Annotated in this window: 15 protein-coding genes, 6 tRNA genes and 2 rRNA genes; 7 read left to right on the top strand and 16 right to left on the bottom strand. The window is 33.2% G+C overall.

Going from position 1 to position 14,216, the window contains the following annotated elements:
- Position 1: 1 nt before the first annotated feature.
- Positions 2–703, bottom strand: a complete 702-nt coding sequence (locus CLHOM_RS07420; RefSeq protein ID WP_074782984.1) for a response regulator transcription factor — start codon at positions 701–703, stop codon at positions 2–4.
- 231 nt (positions 704–934) lie between these two features.
- Between CLHOM_RS07420 and CLHOM_RS07415 the strand changes: the two genes are divergently transcribed.
- The 7 genes from CLHOM_RS07415 (at position 935) to lanM (ending at position 7,878) form a co-directional block, all read left to right on the top strand.
- Entirely contained in the window at positions 935–1,192 is a 258-nt protein-coding gene (locus CLHOM_RS07415) for a hypothetical protein (RefSeq protein WP_052221067.1), read from the top strand.
- Between the two features lie 52 nt (positions 1,193–1,244).
- The gene (locus CLHOM_RS07410; RefSeq protein WP_052221066.1) at positions 1,245–1,847 is read left to right on the top strand and encodes a Nif11-like leader peptide family RiPP precursor; all 603 of its coding nucleotides are present in this window, start codon (positions 1,245–1,247) and stop codon (positions 1,845–1,847) included.
- A 1-nt stretch (position 1,848) separates the two neighbouring features.
- Positions 1,849–2,448: a Nif11-like leader peptide family RiPP precursor gene (locus CLHOM_RS07405; protein WP_052221065.1), complete on the top strand. Its 600-nt coding sequence runs from the start codon at positions 1,849–1,851 to the stop codon at positions 2,446–2,448.
- Between the two features lie 87 nt (positions 2,449–2,535).
- Positions 2,536–3,153, top strand: coding sequence for a Nif11-like leader peptide family RiPP precursor (locus CLHOM_RS07400; RefSeq protein ID WP_052221064.1), 618 nt, complete (start codon positions 2,536–2,538; stop codon positions 3,151–3,153).
- A gap of 68 nt (positions 3,154–3,221) precedes the next feature.
- Positions 3,222–3,809: a Nif11-like leader peptide family RiPP precursor gene (locus CLHOM_RS07395; RefSeq protein WP_052221063.1), complete on the top strand. Its 588-nt coding sequence runs from the start codon at positions 3,222–3,224 to the stop codon at positions 3,807–3,809.
- 150 nt (positions 3,810–3,959) lie between these two features.
- The gene (locus CLHOM_RS07390; protein WP_052221062.1) at positions 3,960–4,697 is read left to right on the top strand and encodes a flavodoxin family protein; all 738 of its coding nucleotides are present in this window, start codon (positions 3,960–3,962) and stop codon (positions 4,695–4,697) included.
- Positions 4,698–4,731: 34 nt separating this feature from the next.
- The gene (lanM, locus tag CLHOM_RS07385) at positions 4,732–7,878 is read left to right on the top strand and encodes a type 2 lanthipeptide synthetase LanM (RefSeq protein ID WP_052221061.1); all 3,147 of its coding nucleotides are present in this window, start codon (positions 4,732–4,734) and stop codon (positions 7,876–7,878) included.
- A gap of 51 nt (positions 7,879–7,929) precedes the next feature.
- Here the strand turns inward: lanM and CLHOM_RS07380 are convergent, their stop codons facing one another.
- The 15 genes from CLHOM_RS07380 to CLHOM_RS07305 form a co-directional block, all read right to left on the bottom strand.
- Entirely contained in the window at positions 7,930–8,868 is a 939-nt protein-coding gene (locus CLHOM_RS07380) for a GNAT family N-acetyltransferase (RefSeq protein ID WP_052221060.1), read from the bottom strand.
- The gene (locus tag CLHOM_RS07375) at positions 8,853–10,043 is read right to left on the bottom strand and encodes an MFS transporter (RefSeq protein ID WP_052221059.1); all 1,191 of its coding nucleotides are present in this window, start codon (positions 10,041–10,043) and stop codon (positions 8,853–8,855) included. The genes CLHOM_RS07380 and CLHOM_RS07375 overlap by 16 nt, the downstream gene beginning before the upstream one ends.
- A gap of 30 nt (positions 10,044–10,073) precedes the next feature.
- On the bottom strand, positions 10,074–10,784 hold the full coding sequence (locus tag CLHOM_RS07370) for a tRNA threonylcarbamoyladenosine dehydratase (RefSeq protein ID WP_052221058.1): 711 nt from the start codon (positions 10,782–10,784) through the stop codon (positions 10,074–10,076).
- Between the two features lie 164 nt (positions 10,785–10,948).
- Positions 10,949–11,233 (bottom strand): hypothetical protein, encoded by a 285-nt coding sequence (locus CLHOM_RS07365; RefSeq protein WP_052221057.1) that lies wholly within the window; start codon positions 11,231–11,233, stop codon positions 10,949–10,951.
- 348 nt (positions 11,234–11,581) lie between these two features.
- The gene (locus CLHOM_RS18485; protein WP_052221055.1) at positions 11,582–11,740 is read right to left on the bottom strand and encodes a hypothetical protein; all 159 of its coding nucleotides are present in this window, start codon (positions 11,738–11,740) and stop codon (positions 11,582–11,584) included.
- Positions 11,741–11,789: 49 nt separating this feature from the next.
- A complete protein-coding gene (locus CLHOM_RS07350) occupies positions 11,790–12,296 on the bottom strand; it encodes an NAD(+) diphosphatase (RefSeq protein ID WP_052221054.1) in 507 nt (168 codons plus the stop codon).
- An 85-nt stretch (positions 12,297–12,381) separates the two neighbouring features.
- Positions 12,382–13,074, bottom strand: a complete 693-nt coding sequence (sfsA, locus tag CLHOM_RS07345; RefSeq protein ID WP_052221053.1) for a DNA/RNA nuclease SfsA — start codon at positions 13,072–13,074, stop codon at positions 12,382–12,384.
- A 201-nt stretch (positions 13,075–13,275) separates the two neighbouring features.
- Positions 13,276–13,350: transfer RNA gene (locus tag CLHOM_RS07340), tRNA-Glu, on the bottom strand.
- A gap of 59 nt (positions 13,351–13,409) precedes the next feature.
- A tRNA-Gln gene (locus CLHOM_RS07335) sits at positions 13,410–13,484 on the bottom strand.
- Between the two features lie 5 nt (positions 13,485–13,489).
- Positions 13,490–13,566 (bottom strand) — tRNA-Arg (locus CLHOM_RS07330).
- Between the two features lie 4 nt (positions 13,567–13,570).
- Positions 13,571–13,644, bottom strand: a tRNA-Gly gene (locus tag CLHOM_RS07325).
- A gap of 25 nt (positions 13,645–13,669) precedes the next feature.
- Positions 13,670–13,753, bottom strand: a tRNA-Leu gene (locus CLHOM_RS07320).
- A gap of 18 nt (positions 13,754–13,771) precedes the next feature.
- A tRNA-Glu gene (locus CLHOM_RS07315) sits at positions 13,772–13,846 on the bottom strand.
- 5 nt (positions 13,847–13,851) lie between these two features.
- Positions 13,852–13,968, bottom strand: a 5S ribosomal RNA gene (rrf, locus tag CLHOM_RS07310).
- Between the two features lie 150 nt (positions 13,969–14,118).
- Positions 14,119–14,216 (bottom strand): 23S ribosomal RNA (locus tag CLHOM_RS07305); the annotation flags it as partial.

The following is a 14,216-nucleotide window of genomic DNA, read 5'->3' as shown; positions in this document are numbered from 1 at the left end:
CTTATATTGCTTTGGAAGAAAGGCGGTATCCCACACTTCTAACGGATTCAATTATATGTGGGTTTATTCCGCTTTCCTCCAGCTTTTGTCTAATTCTTCTAATATGCACATCCACCGTACGAGTTTCTATGCAGAAGCTATCAGACCATAATAAATCCAGTAGCTGTTCCCGAGTAAAAACTTTACCTGGGTTTCTAACAAGAAGCTGCAAGAGCTCATATTCCATATATGTCATTGGAACAAATATATTGTTACAATAAGCTTCTCTAGAGTCTAAATCAATTTTGATGCCATGAATTTCAACGAAATTTTCCTCTGTCTTAGGTTGCATGTCCATTTTCATAAATATCTTTTTCATTCTTGTCAACAATTCATGATACCTTACCGGTTTGCTTAAATAATCATCTGCTCCTAATTCAAGCCCCAATACGGTTTCAATTTCTCCACTCTTAGTTGTCAACATGATAACAGGAATTTTTTTATAACAAGAATTTGCTCTTATCTTTTTTAAAACCTCAAGTCCATCTATTCCTGGAAGGATAATGTCTAATATGATACCATCCACCTGTTTTAATGAAAGCTCCTCAAGAGCATCCTCTCCTGAAGCAAAAGCCATGGTCTTATACCCATTACCCTCTAACGCAGCTTTTATCAATCTGCTTACAGATGAATCATCATCAACTATCATTATTGTTTTTCCCAATGGGACACCTCCCCTTTCAAAAACTTACTTTATATGACAATTATATTTTATAATTAAAGAATTTTCAAGAAATTAAGTCTTAACAAAGAAAAACTTGTATTTTTACATCATTTTTTGTTTTTTATATTTTTACACTGCCGTAACAAAACTCCTTAGATTTGTAATATTATCATGTTATTGTTTTATTAAATAATGAATTAGTAATAATTAAAAGTATCAGGAGGATTTAAAATGTCAGAGGAATCCCCAAAAAAAATACTGCATCTGGAAGAAAATAGTCCTCTATCTGAGGATATACTGGATAATATCCTGGGTGGAGTTGCAACTTGGAGTGGTAAATGGGTTATCTCTGCTTACTCTACCTGTCATGAATTCACTGCAAAAGATGGTCTCGATGGTGAAATGACTAGATCCAAATACTGCTGTTTTTGCAGTTATAAGGGATACGATGGCATATTGATGGTTTGCAATAATCCTAAAAATAATTAGTTATGTTTAAAATTTAAATAATATAAATATAAGTTATAAGGGGGAAATTATTATGAGTAATCCTGTAGAAAAATTTGTACTTAAATGTAAAGAGGACGCAGCTTTTATGCAGAAGATTGCAGCTATGAAAACTCGTGAGGAGATTATTGAGGCAGCAAAGACTGAAGACATTCAATTGACTGTTGAGGATATAGATGCTGTAAATGAAACTCTTAAACAGGAAACCCTTAAGAGTATTCTAAAGGATACACCAGCTGGTCAGTTCATCAATAAGATGATTGAAGACAAGTCTTTTGCTGAAAAAATCATGGCACAAACTGAATCAGAAGAGGTAATCCGCATTGCTAAGGAATCAGGCATTTCACTAACAGCTGAAGACCTAGCTGAGGCCAATAAAACCATCGCTGCTCTAGCAGGTGTTGCTCCAGCACAACAAAACTACGGTGAGCTTTCAGAAGAAGACTTAGAACAAGTTGCAGGTGGTACTATATCAAACGTTATAACTAAGTCTGTGGCATATACAATAACATCAGCAACTGTATCTATGCTATCATTATCAGCCGTTACCATGGTGTCTGTTCAACATGTAGTAGATCCAATTGTAAATCCAATCACTAACTTTGTAGTTAATACTTTAGAAGACAATCTAAAATAGCATGGAAATTACCATGAGTGATCCAGTAGAACAATTTGTAACTAAATCAAAAGAGGATCCTGCCTTCCTTGAGAAAGTTTCAAGGATGAAAACTCGCGAAGAAGTTATTTGTGCTGCAAAAACTGAGGGAATACAATTGACTGTTGAAGATATTGATGCTATAAATGAAGCCCTTAGGAAAGAAAACCTTAATACTGTTACTAAGATGACACCAGCTATTAAATTTATAAGCAAAATGATTGAGAATAAAAATTTTGCTGAGCTAGTAATGCTACAAACTGAAATAGAGGAAGTATTGCGTATCGCAAATGAAGTAGGAATTTCCATTACAGTAGAAGACCTTTTCGAAGTCAATAAAACCATTGCTGCATTGTCCGTAGCTTCACCAACACACCCAAGCTACGGTCAGCTTTCAGAAGAAGACCTTGAACAAGTTGCAGGTGGTTTTTTAAATTATAGTATAACAGAATCTATAGTTCCTTCTGCTACTTTCTCTATCACATCAGTTACAGCTTTGTCTTCATTGTCAATAACTGCTTCAGTAGATTTTAGTGCTGCTTCAACCTTAACCTCAACCTTAGTATCATATAATAGCAAATAACTAAACAAATTGATTAAAATCAATAATAAATTATCTAGCAACCCTATTCCTGATAATTTATTTATATATTACGAGGAGGAAGTTACTATGAGTAATCCAGTAGAACAATTTATACTTAAGTCAAAAGAAAATCCTGCTTTTATACAAAAGATTGCTGCTTTAAAAACCCGTAAAGAAATCGTTGAGGCTGCAAAGGCTGAAGGTATAGAATTATCTGTTGAGGATATTGATACAGTAAATGAAGCCTTAAGAGAAGAAAGGCTTAAGAATATTCCTAAAGATACCCCTGTTGGTAAGTTCATAAGTAAATTGATTGAAGACAAGTCTTTTGCAGAACTTGTTATGTCACAAACTGATGTAGAGGAAGTTCTTCGCGTTTCAAAAAAATCAGGCATTGACATTACAGCTGAAGACCTAAGTGAAATTAACAAGATCATAGGTACCATGTCAGGTGCTGCACCAGTTCAACCAAGCTATGGTGAACTTTCAGAAGAAGACTTAGAACAAGTTGCAGGTGGCTTTTTAGGCACTAGCATTACTGAAATTGTAACATCTGCAGTTACATTCTCTATAATGTCAGCTGCAACTGTATCTTCTGCAGCAATAACAGCGGCAACTGCAGCCTCAGTAGGAGCTACACTTGCTACAGCTATTGCCTCAGTAGCCAAGTCAATAGATAATGTAATATCCCAAGTTAATAGCTAAAATACTAATTTCAATTGCTTACTCACTAGATCAAATAAAAAAATAAACTATACAAGGAGGGTACAATAATGAATAGTCAAGTAGAACAATTTTTACTTAAAGCTAAAGAGGATGGATCTTTTATACAAAAAATTTCAGCTATGAAAACTCGTGAGGAAGTTGTTGAAGCTGCAAAGGCTGAAGGTATTCAATTAACTGTTGAGGATATTGATGCTGTAAATGAAGCCCTTAGAGAAGAAAGCCTTAAGAATATTCCTAAAGATACCCCTGTTGGTCAGTTCATCAGCAAATTAATTGAGAACAAGTCTTTTGCTGAGCTTGTTATGTCACAAACTGATGTAGAAGAAATAATTCGTATTGCAGGAGAAGCAGGCATTGCCATAACATCTGAAGACTTAAATGAAATTAATAAAGCTATGAAAGGTAAGTCACCATCACAGAACAGCTCCGTAGAGCTTTCTGAAGAAGACTTAGAGCAGGTTGCAGGTGGTAATTTATTCCTCAGTTCAGCAATATCACTACAATTGCCAATCACTATAACAATTACCATAACTGCACCACCACCATATATTACAACCTTTAACCCACCAATAATGTCACCACAATTTCCTCAACCGATAACACTAACCTTAAATGACCCTCAAATTATCAAATAAACTGATTTAAATTAAATCTTATGTAAAATATTTTAGTAATAGATCATTATCTTGAAAAATTATTTAAATAGTATATAAAAGCTGGTTAAGCAGGATTTATTACCAATAATCCTGCTTAACTGTTGTAAAATTTTCCACAAGGAGGAGCTTATGAAAAAAGCATTTGCCTTTATCGGCAGTAATCAAGGGAAAATTTCCTGTACAGCTCAGTTTGCTCATAAAATATTTGAAAAAGCCAGTGAATTGAGTGATGTACCTTTTGAATATGAAATCCTTACCTCTAATAACATCAAACTAGACTACTGCCAAGGTTGTTGTCTCTGTTTTCGCAAATGCATTTGTCCTACAGATAAATTAGATGAAATGCCAACATTAAAGCAAAAACTATTGGATGCAGATTTTATAATATTAGGCAGCCCTGTATATGCTCATCAGGTTTCAGGACAAATGAAAACAGTTATAGACAGGTTAAGTTATTGGCTGCACTTGATGCCTCTTGCAGGGAAACCTGGAATAGCTCTTACTACCACTGCATCTACAGGGGAGATGGAGGTTTTAAATTTCCTTATTAAAATAATGTATCCCTTGGGTCTTAAACCTGTTGGAGCTTATAGTACACATGTCTTTATGCAGGGAAAGTTTTTAAATGAGGATGAATTAAATAGAAGAGTTGAAAAAGCAGCCCAAACACTTTCTGACTATATTTCTGGCAGAAAAAATTTGAAATCCAATATCAATCTTGAGGAAACCTTTCAGCAAATGAAGAAAATGATTTACTCAAATCGTATCCATAAGCCTGGAGAATATGATTTCTGGGTAGATAATGCATACTTCAAATGTAATAGCTTTCAAGAGTTGATAGATAAGAAAAAAATAGAGAGAGGTTGAAATACAAAATTTAATTTGTAAAGGATGATGATTTATGAGACTTACAGAGGAACAAAAGAATAAAATTGCATTTCAGGCTGCATTTTTAGATGAAAGACTTGCCGGAAAGGTAGAATACTTTCAAAAGGAAATCTCAAAAAAGCAGGAACAGCGTCTTTTACAGTGGCAAAAAAATGCTAGTGGTCGGGGCGGAGAGAAGAGCTTTCTACAGCGCTTAAAAATGGAGGAGATCTCTATGGAACAGGCACTAATAGCTGCAAGCGATTCTGATGGAAGATACCTTGGAAAATTGCCATACTATATTTCAACCCTTGATGAAATGCTTGAAAGCTTTCCATGTGTTCGAAATAACATAGTTGGAGATAAGGTTATAGAAAATGAAGTGCTTGTTTCCTTAATGCCCTTTCTTAAGTATGCAGAGAAGCATTTACTAGAAAAACTAGGTGATAATGCAGCTTTATTTACTGAAGAAGCATTGGCAAATATGACTTCAATACTGGAAAATGTTCTTATACAGATTTTCTCACAGGTTTGGGAAGAGCGATTTAGGCTCTTTGTTCTTCGACAAGAATCCATGAGTTTTCTCATGGCTATGAATGCTGAAAATGCCAGCCGTTATCGTGGCATTTTTGCAGATCATCTCCTTGGTGGTGGATGGCTTGAAGTATTTACGGAATATCCACTGCTTGGAAGATTGATGACTGTTTACCTTAATTATTGGTTAGAAAATATGAATGCCCTTATCATGCATTTTTATCAAGATAAGGAACAAATAGCGGCCTCTTTTAATAATGGTGTAGAAACAGGAAAAATTCAAAGCTTAAAAGGAAATATGGGAGATGCTCATAACAAGGGAAGAAGTGTAATTCTAATAGGCTTTTCCTCTGGTCTTTCTCTTGTATATAAGCCAAGATCACTTGAAGTAGATGTACTATTTATTCGATTGATTAAAAAACTTTATGAAGAAGGCTTTCCATATAAATTAAAAGCCCCTAATACAATAAGCTTTGATGACCATGGTTGGTCAGAATTTATTACTCATATACCTTTAAACAGCCTTGAAGAAGCAAGAGAATATTATAAAAATATAGGAGCATCGTTTGCTTTGGTATATGTTCTTGGTGGAAATGACTTTCATGCAGAAAATCTTATAACCTCAGGAGCGGATCCTATTTTAATAGACTTAGAAACTATCTTCTCTTATCAAGTTACACTTTTTAATGAAGAAATTCGTGAACTTGCACAATCACTTAAAACAAACGGAAAGGTTATAGGCTCAGTTTTGTCCCAAGGAATTCTCCCAGTTTGGTATCCTGTATCGAAGGATGTATGGCTTGACCTTGGTGCATTAACAGGTGAACATCATCAGAGTGTTCCCGTAATGGATGGTAAAAAAGTACCAGCCAAGGAATACAGCTGTGAGCTGCTAGAAGGTTTTAAAAATACCTATAAATTCTTTCTAAAAAATAGAGAACAGTTTTCAAAAGAATGGCTGGAAACAATATTTATTAATAAGGCTCAGGTAAGGTTCCTTATGCGTGGAACTCGTGTCTATGCACTTATGCTACATAAGCTTACAAGTCCAAGATTTTTAAAGGATGGATTTTTATACTCCACAGAAATCGAACGTTTTGCTGCCCCATACTTTTTAGGCGTTAAAGAAGAAAAATCAAAATACCTTTGGCCTATATTTTTATCCGAAAGAAAAGCCATGGAGGAAAGAGACATTCCTATGTTTTTCGGAAATGTTCAAGAAACAGGTATTTGGGATCATAATGATGGTCTCCTTGCAGAGGAGTTTTTTGAATCAAGTGCTATTGAACGCGTTCTTGATAGAATAACCTCCCTCAGCGAAAAGGATATGCTACTTCAGACAGAATTAATAGAGGAGAGTTTGTATATACGCTATAGAACAACTCACAGATTGGAAGATTCATATAGCAAGGAGGAAACTTTCAATCCTTTAACTGCTTCATCTATTTCAAAAGAAAATCTTATAGAAGAAGCAGAAGCACTATACAATGATTTTCTACTAAAGGCTATCAGTGAGAACCTTGAAAATAACATTGGATTAAGCTATCATCATAATTTAAGAAACCAAGTTATAAATATTGCACCTTTGAATTTATATTTCTATGATGGATTCCTAGGTATTTCTCTTTTCTTTTCTGCACTTTATAAAATCACTAAAAAGCAAGAGATAAAGGAGTCTGCCCTTAAAGGAGTCTTTTTATTGAGAGAAAGCTTGAAAAATAAAGAATATCCTCTTCCAGTGGGAAGACTTCCCCTTGGTATGGGTCATGGTGTGGCAGGCATAGTACAAGTGCTTTCATTAATGGAAGATTATTTAGAAGAACCCGAGTTGCTTCAAGATGCTCTTTTTCTATTGGAAAAGCTTACGCCGGAAATCATAAAAAATGAGGATAAGGTGGATTGGTTCAATGGTATTGCTGGATTACTACACGCCTCTGTGAATATTTACAAAAGAACAAAGAATTCTACTGCATTGAGAATTGCAGATTTGTGCGGCAAAGAATTAATTAACCGAAAAGCAACAAAGCTTCTCCATCATGGCCATATGGTTAAACACGTTTCTATAGATAAAAGCTTTGAAAAAACTACTGGCCTCGCAGACCAAAGCGGAATACTCTATCCACTTGCAAAATGGCTAGAGTTAAGTAGTAACAATGAAATAGAAACTATACTTAAGGATGGACTTAATAGTGAGATAGAGTTGATTCATGCAGTGGCTGATCAAAATAATTCAGTAGCAACAAGCCTTTGCGGTGGTCTTTCTGGTATGGGTATAGTACAGGCACTTCTTCTTGGGCTACCTGATTATAAGGAAAGAGAAAGTTCCTTAGAAACTATAAAATTAGTTCTAAGCACTCTTTCTAATAAGAGTTTAGAATTAGAAGATCACCTATGCTGCGGAAAATTAGGTAGAGTTGAATTTTTATTACAAGCCTCTTTTGCTACCTGCAATCCATCTATTTCGGATAAGGCCCTTGAAATTCTACAAAATATAATTAATAGTAAGAATGAAAAAGGCTACTATGAAATCCTTGGTAAAAATAAAACTATGCTTTGGAATCCTTCCTTTTTTCAAGGAATTTCAGGTATAGGCTATATGATGCTTCGAACAGCCAGACCTGAAATAATCCAGAGTATTTTTTCATAAACCCTTAATATCATTTAAATCAGTAGAAGGAAATTTTACAAAAGTTTCCTTCTACTGATTTAGTCTGTAAAAGATTTTGTGATCTCTCCATTTATTGTTTATAAAAAGATATTCTTTACTAATACCTATTTCCCTAAAACCACAACCCAATAACACATTTTGAGATTTTTCATTATCTACTAAGGTAGTTGCTTCTATTCTATGCAACTCTAAATCATTAAACGCGTAATCCAAAACTAGATCTAAGGCTTCTTTCATATATCCTTTATTTTGTTCTTTTTCATCTATAGAATATCCTACAAAGGCATTTTTAAATACCCCTCTTACAATATTACTTAATTGGATTTTTCCAATTAAAGCTTTGTCCTTATATATTCCAAAATTTGCACTGCTTCCATTTAAGTACTGCTTATAAGATTCCTCTAGTCCCTTTGTTTGTATTTCTAATGTATAAAAATCTTTATTTCTGCTTGGTTCATATGGTTCTAGATATTTTTTATTTCTATTGTAATAATCTAGTAGGCTAACAGCATCTTCTGGTGTTAAAACTTTTAGATCTAGGTTCTTTCCTGTTAATCTTAAGATATTAATATTATTTGCTTGATTAAGTTTATCAGAATCAATTCCAAATATAAACTCGTTTTTTAAGGTATTATTGTGAATACAGCTATCCCATAATACACCTTCTAGTGCAAATCCCATTTCAATAAAAGGACTTGATAACACATCTTCATCTACAATTATATTTAACTTGTGTAATCTTTTATTTAATATTAATGATTTAATTATAGCATCTAAGGAACTTTTTAATTCTAATTTGTATTCATCGCTGTTTTTATAAAACCTTATTCTTAGAAGGCAATATTTATTTTCTTCGTTTAGTTCAACTATGTATATTCTTCCTAAGCTAATTCCGAACTTATCCTGAATTAAATATTCTTTGCCTTTAACATTAGTAAACTTTACTTTTTCATTTATCTCTCTAAGCATTGCTTCCTCCTAAAATTTAACATACCATTTCCAGTAGTATTTTTATATATTACACAAACAAATATAGTACATAATCCTAAGCATATAGGTATTACGTAATAAGTTTTATAAACACCTATTAAATCATTCATAACTCCTATAAGCAGATTAACTAACATACTCATTAAGGAACCAGCGGTTATTACTATTCCTGTAATATAGGATATATTTTGTTTAAATACCTTACTTATGCTTAAAACTAAAGTTGGAAAAGTTATTGAAAAGAACAACCCTGAAATAGAAACTATTATCATTGAACTTTCTCCAAAAATTACCCCTATAAATTGAAGGATTGTGCCCAATGTTACAGAGTATAGTACACTTTTTATGAGTCCTATCTTTTCTACAACTAATCCTCCTAGCAATCTCCCTAGGGTAAAGGCTCCAAAAAATAGGGCTGCATATGCAGAACTCATTCTTTCATCATATTTATATACGTCATGCATAAAATTTACAAACCAACTACCTGTATTCATTTCTGCAGCTACATAGAACCCCATTGCAAGCATGTACATATATACTAATTTATTCTTAAATACTTCTTTATGATTAATACTATTTTTCTTTGATATATGAGCTTCAGGAATTTTAACAAATAGAAATCCTATAAAAATAATAACGGATATTATAGCTATAAGGAGATAAATTTGTCTCCAGGTTACACCATTGTATAACAATATTCCTGTAAATCTTTGAGTAAAGGTTGCACCAATGCCATATGAAAAATGCGTCAAATTCATAAGTATTGCCTGGAAGCCTATTGATATTATTGGAATTAAAGTATTAGTACCTATGCATACTAGTGCTTGTCCTGAATTCAGTAAAAATAAAGCTATTAAGTATACAACAAAGGATTTAGAAAAATACAATACTGTTGATGCAAATATTATAAATATAAATCCATAATCAAATACTCTCTTTTGCCCTACCTTCTCGCAAAGAATTCCTCCAATAAAAGTAAATAGCATATAACCTAGAGAGCACACCATAATGGCAGTAGCAATTCCCGTATTATTTACAGAGAACTCCTGTTTTATTATGGGTACAAAAGGTCCTCTTACATTATCGCACATAGCTGATAAAATCATCATAAAAAAAATATATATAATAACTATTTTGTTTTTGATCTTAACCATAAGCTTAGCTCCTCTTTGAAATCTATAATATTATTCATTAATTATATCTCTTATCACTTGGCTAGCTATAATTAATCCTCCTACAGATGGAACAAAAGCAGTGCTTCCTGGAGCCTTCTTTCTCATGTTAATCTCTTCTTCTTTAATTATAGGCTTTATTGGCTGTTCCTCAGAATATATTACCTTTAACTTTTTAACATTTCTCTTTTTAAGCTCTTGTCTCATAACCTTAGCTAGTGGACATACATTTGTCTTGTATATTTCTGATACCTTAATCTTAGTTGGGTCTAGTTTGTTTCCCATTCCCATACTGCTAATTAGTTTCATATCATTTTTTTCACACCATACTGCTACAGAAATTTTTGATGATATAGTATCTATTGCATCAATTACATAATCTATATCCTTATGAATAATTTCTTCTATATTATTTTCATCAATAAAAACTTTATGTACTATAACCTCACAATTAGGATTAATGTCTAAAATTCTATCCCTCATTACTTCAACTTTTGCTCTTCCAATAGTGCTATTAGTGGCTATTATTTGTCTATTAATATTTGTTACATCAATTTCGTCTTTATCTACTATTATTATTTTTCCTATTCCACTTCTAGCAATAGCTTCAGCGGCAAATCCACCTACTCCACCTACTCCTAAAATTACAACCTTGCTTTTTTCTAATTTTTTTATATTATCTTCTCCTATTATTCTTTTAGTTCTATCTAAAAAATGTGCCATTTCTTTTCTCCTCAACTTTTATATATTTTAATCGTATAAGAATTATTCTTAAATAATTATTTAGCTTCATCCAAAATATTATACACTATAACTGACCTTTAAAATATAATTATTACAATTAAAATAAAAAACTGTGAAAATTATTTCACAGTTAAGTTATTATATTATTTACTATCATCTATTCTTGCTAATACCTTATCATATAAATTTACTACGCATTTATTATCTTGAAAGTTTCTACAACTATCACAGCTAACTGAACAAACTCCATTTACCATGCCATCTTTTAAAAATGGTTCATATCCTGGACAATTTACTGCAATTGTCATATTTACCTGGCTAGTAGCTTCAGGACATTGAGAAATACTGCTGCTCACCTTAGGATTATATATACTAGTACCATTCATACTAGCTTCGACGCGATTTAAATCAGTTTTTTCTTTTTTCATATTAAATCTCCTCCTTTTAATAACTAGTTCCTATTTATCATTTCCTTAATTTCATTATGTAATTCCTTAGAACATTTTCCTTTTATGAAATTTTTACAATTTGTACAACTCTCTAATGGCGCAGAAACACTGAGCAAACTTATTATATGCATTGGATTGTATTCTATACAATTTTGAGCTACTAGCATATTATCCATATTAGAAAACATTATTTTACACCGACCTTATAATATTTTATAATATATTCTGCCCAAAGTTATCATAATATAATCCACTAAATAACATTATTAAATAAAAAAACGTAAGACTGTTAATCCTACGCTTTATCATTCACTTATAGCTCTACTACTAATAAATTATAGATTCTGTTTCTCTGCAATATTTTACAGTAAGACATTGTCCTAAATTTCTAGGACACTTTCTGCAAATACAATCTTCTGCCTTACCATCGCATTCATTATTTTTAAACTCGATACATTTACTACAATTACTCTTAATATCTAACACTCTTATTCCTCCAAGATTACTTATCTTTAAATTCTAATTCGCAACTATATTATTTATCTCCAATATATCCTATTTCTTTTAGGACTTTTCTAACAACTCTTTTACCCACTTCATCCTCTTTCATTTCATCTAGTGCATCTTCTAGGTTACTCCAATCTACCCATTCTACTTCATCTGATTTAGCTAATTCTCCCTCAACGTACTCTGCCATAAAAGTAAGCATTAATAATTCTGCTGGTGGAATAACATCGCTTCCTAGATACTTTAAATTACTTATTGTGATCCCTGTCTCTTCTTTAACTTCTCTTATAACAGTTTCTTCTACATTCTCTCCTACTGTCACATATCCTGATACTAAGACCTTAGAATCTTTATAAATATAACTTTGCTTCATTAAAAGAATTTCATGATCTCTTATAACTGCTACTACTACACAAGGTTTAGGCAAATCAAAATACATAATATTATCAACTTCACAATAAGGAACTTCCCCTTCATCAAAGCTATTTCTCATTTTTAGTTTAGCGCCGCATTTTGGACAAAACTTATATTTCATTAGCTTACCCCCAAACTCAACAGTATAATAATATTATATTCTAAATATATTTTTTAGTATATATTTTTAAATTCTTATGCTACCTTTAAAATATAACCTTTACTTTCTTATTTAACTCTATGAAATTTTCCCCAACATTACAATCATAAGCCCAAACATCTACACCATTCTCTTTTGCAAATCTAAGAGCCTCCGCAAAATCCTTATCCATATCTCTATGGGGTGAAAAAGTCTTTGCACTTTTAAGCTGAATTAAAAATAATACTCCTGCTCCCCTGCCAGTTTTACATACCTCTACTAATTCTAATAAGTGTTTCCTTCCCCTATCTGTTGGAGCATCCGGAAACATACAATGACCTTCATTTTCAAGAGTTACTCCTTTTACCTCAAGATAATATTCTTCACCTGCACCATTGGAAAGCTTAAAATCGAATCTGCTATTTCCAAAAAACTTTTCCCTTTGTATTATTGGATATTTCATTAATGTTCTAATCTTTCTATTTTTTAAAGCTTCTTCTACTACTGCATTAGGCACCTGTGAATCAATATTTATTAACATACTATCTTTGTATCCCGCTATCAAATCGTACTTTGTTTTTCTATCTTTATTTTTTCCTTCAGATAATACTACGGTGGAGCCTACAGTCAGTATTTCTCTGCATCTTCCTGTATTAGGTACGTGAACTATCTCTTCTTTATCATTTATTTTAACGTAAGCTACAAACCTATTTGGTCTTTTTATAAATTCTGCTGTTATAATATTATTATTGTATATCATATCTTTCCCCCGATTCTTAAGTATAAAAGTTTCTATATTAATCTTCCTATTAGATTATCCCTTATGTTTTCCACATATGTGGACAGTTTTTATTAACACTGTGTATTATTTTGTCTTTAATCATAACATTATTATAGTTTTATACACAATGTTTATTTTTAACAAAATAAAAAAGCATTTCGCTATAAAACGAAATGCTTTTGGCAGCTCCTAGGGGAATTGAACCCCTGACCCCGCCTTGAGAGGGCGATGTCTTAACCACTTGACCAAGGAGCCATATTAATAATTTTTTAAAGTTTTTTAAGAGTTATTTTTAATAAATAACTCTTAAAATATGGCTGGGATGGCAGGATTTGAACCTACGCATGTAGCAGTCAAAGTGCTATGCCTTACCGCTTGGCGACATCCCAATGTTTGGTGCGTCTTAAGAGATTCGAACTCCTGGCCCACGCCTTAGAAGGGCGTTGCTCTATCCAGCTGAGCTAAAGACGCAAAATGGAGCGGGTAAAGGGAATCGAACCCTTGTGTTCAGCTTGGAAGGCTGACGTTCTACCATTGAACCATACCCGCATATTTATAAATTATAATTTAAATTTGGTGCAGGTGAAGGGAGTCGAACCCCCACGCCAAAGGCGCTAGATCCTAAGTCTAGTGCGTCTGCCAATTCCGCCACACCTGCATTTTAATTTAAATTTAATGGTGACTCCTAGGGGAATCGAACCCCTGTTACCACCGTGAAAGGGTGGTGTCTTGACCGCTTGACCAAGGAGCCATATAACCCGGCGGTGACCTACTCTTCCACACCGTCACCAGTGCAGTACCATCGGCGCTTTGAAGCTTAACCTTCGTGTTCGGAATGGGAACGGGTGTTACCTTCAAGCCATAACCACCAGATAGCCAGACATCCAAAATCTTCGATTTTGTGATGGTCGGCTACTCATGAGCTTCTGTTCAAGAGTGTCATTAATCAGTACTCCTCAGCTCTGCTCAGTGAGTTTCCTTTGAAAGAACTTTGTTCTCTCAAAATTGCACAGTGAATTAATATTGATCAAGTCCTCGACCTATTAGTATTAGTCAGCTGAGTACATTACTGCACTTACACCTCTAACCTATCAACCTGATGGTCTTTCAGGGGTCTTACT

Source organism: Clostridium homopropionicum DSM 5847, assembly GCF_001263795.1.
GTDB classification, from domain to species: Bacteria; Bacillota; Clostridia; order Clostridiales; family Clostridiaceae; genus Clostridium_H; species Clostridium_H homopropionicum.
This window is presented reverse-complemented; position numbering and strand designations above follow the sequence as displayed.

Bases quoted from the DNA above. Each gene is read 5' to 3' on its own strand.
- CLHOM_RS07415 (WP_052221067.1), top strand. From the start codon at position 935: ATGTCAGAGGAATCCCCAAAAAAAATACTGCATCTGGAAGAAAATAGT.
- CLHOM_RS07410 (WP_052221066.1), top strand. From the start codon at position 1,245: ATGAGTAATCCTGTAGAAAAATTTGTACTTAAATGTAAAGAGGACGCA.
- CLHOM_RS07405 (WP_052221065.1), top strand. From the start codon at position 1,849: ATGGAAATTACCATGAGTGATCCAGTAGAACAATTTGTAACTAAATCA.
- CLHOM_RS07400 (WP_052221064.1), top strand. From the start codon at position 2,536: ATGAGTAATCCAGTAGAACAATTTATACTTAAGTCAAAAGAAAATCCT.
- CLHOM_RS07395 (WP_052221063.1), top strand. From the start codon at position 3,222: ATGAATAGTCAAGTAGAACAATTTTTACTTAAAGCTAAAGAGGATGGA.
- CLHOM_RS07390 (WP_052221062.1), top strand. From the start codon at position 3,960: ATGAAAAAAGCATTTGCCTTTATCGGCAGTAATCAAGGGAAAATTTCC.
- lanM (WP_052221061.1), top strand. From the start codon at position 4,732: ATGAGACTTACAGAGGAACAAAAGAATAAAATTGCATTTCAGGCTGCA.
- CLHOM_RS07380 (WP_052221060.1), bottom strand. From the start codon at position 8,868: ATGCTTAGAGAGATAAATGAAAAAGTAAAGTTTACTAATGTTAAAGGC.
- CLHOM_RS07375 (WP_052221059.1), bottom strand. From the start codon at position 10,043: ATGGTTAAGATCAAAAACAAAATAGTTATTATATATATTTTTTTTATG.
- CLHOM_RS07370 (WP_052221058.1), bottom strand. From the start codon at position 10,784: ATGGCACATTTTTTAGATAGAACTAAAAGAATAATAGGAGAAGATAAT.
- CLHOM_RS07365 (WP_052221057.1), bottom strand. From the start codon at position 11,233: ATGAAAAAAGAAAAAACTGATTTAAATCGCGTCGAAGCTAGTATGAAT.
- CLHOM_RS07350 (WP_052221054.1), bottom strand. From the start codon at position 12,296: ATGAAATATAAGTTTTGTCCAAAATGCGGCGCTAAACTAAAAATGAGA.
- sfsA (WP_052221053.1), bottom strand. From the start codon at position 13,074: ATGATATACAATAATAATATTATAACAGCAGAATTTATAAAAAGACCA.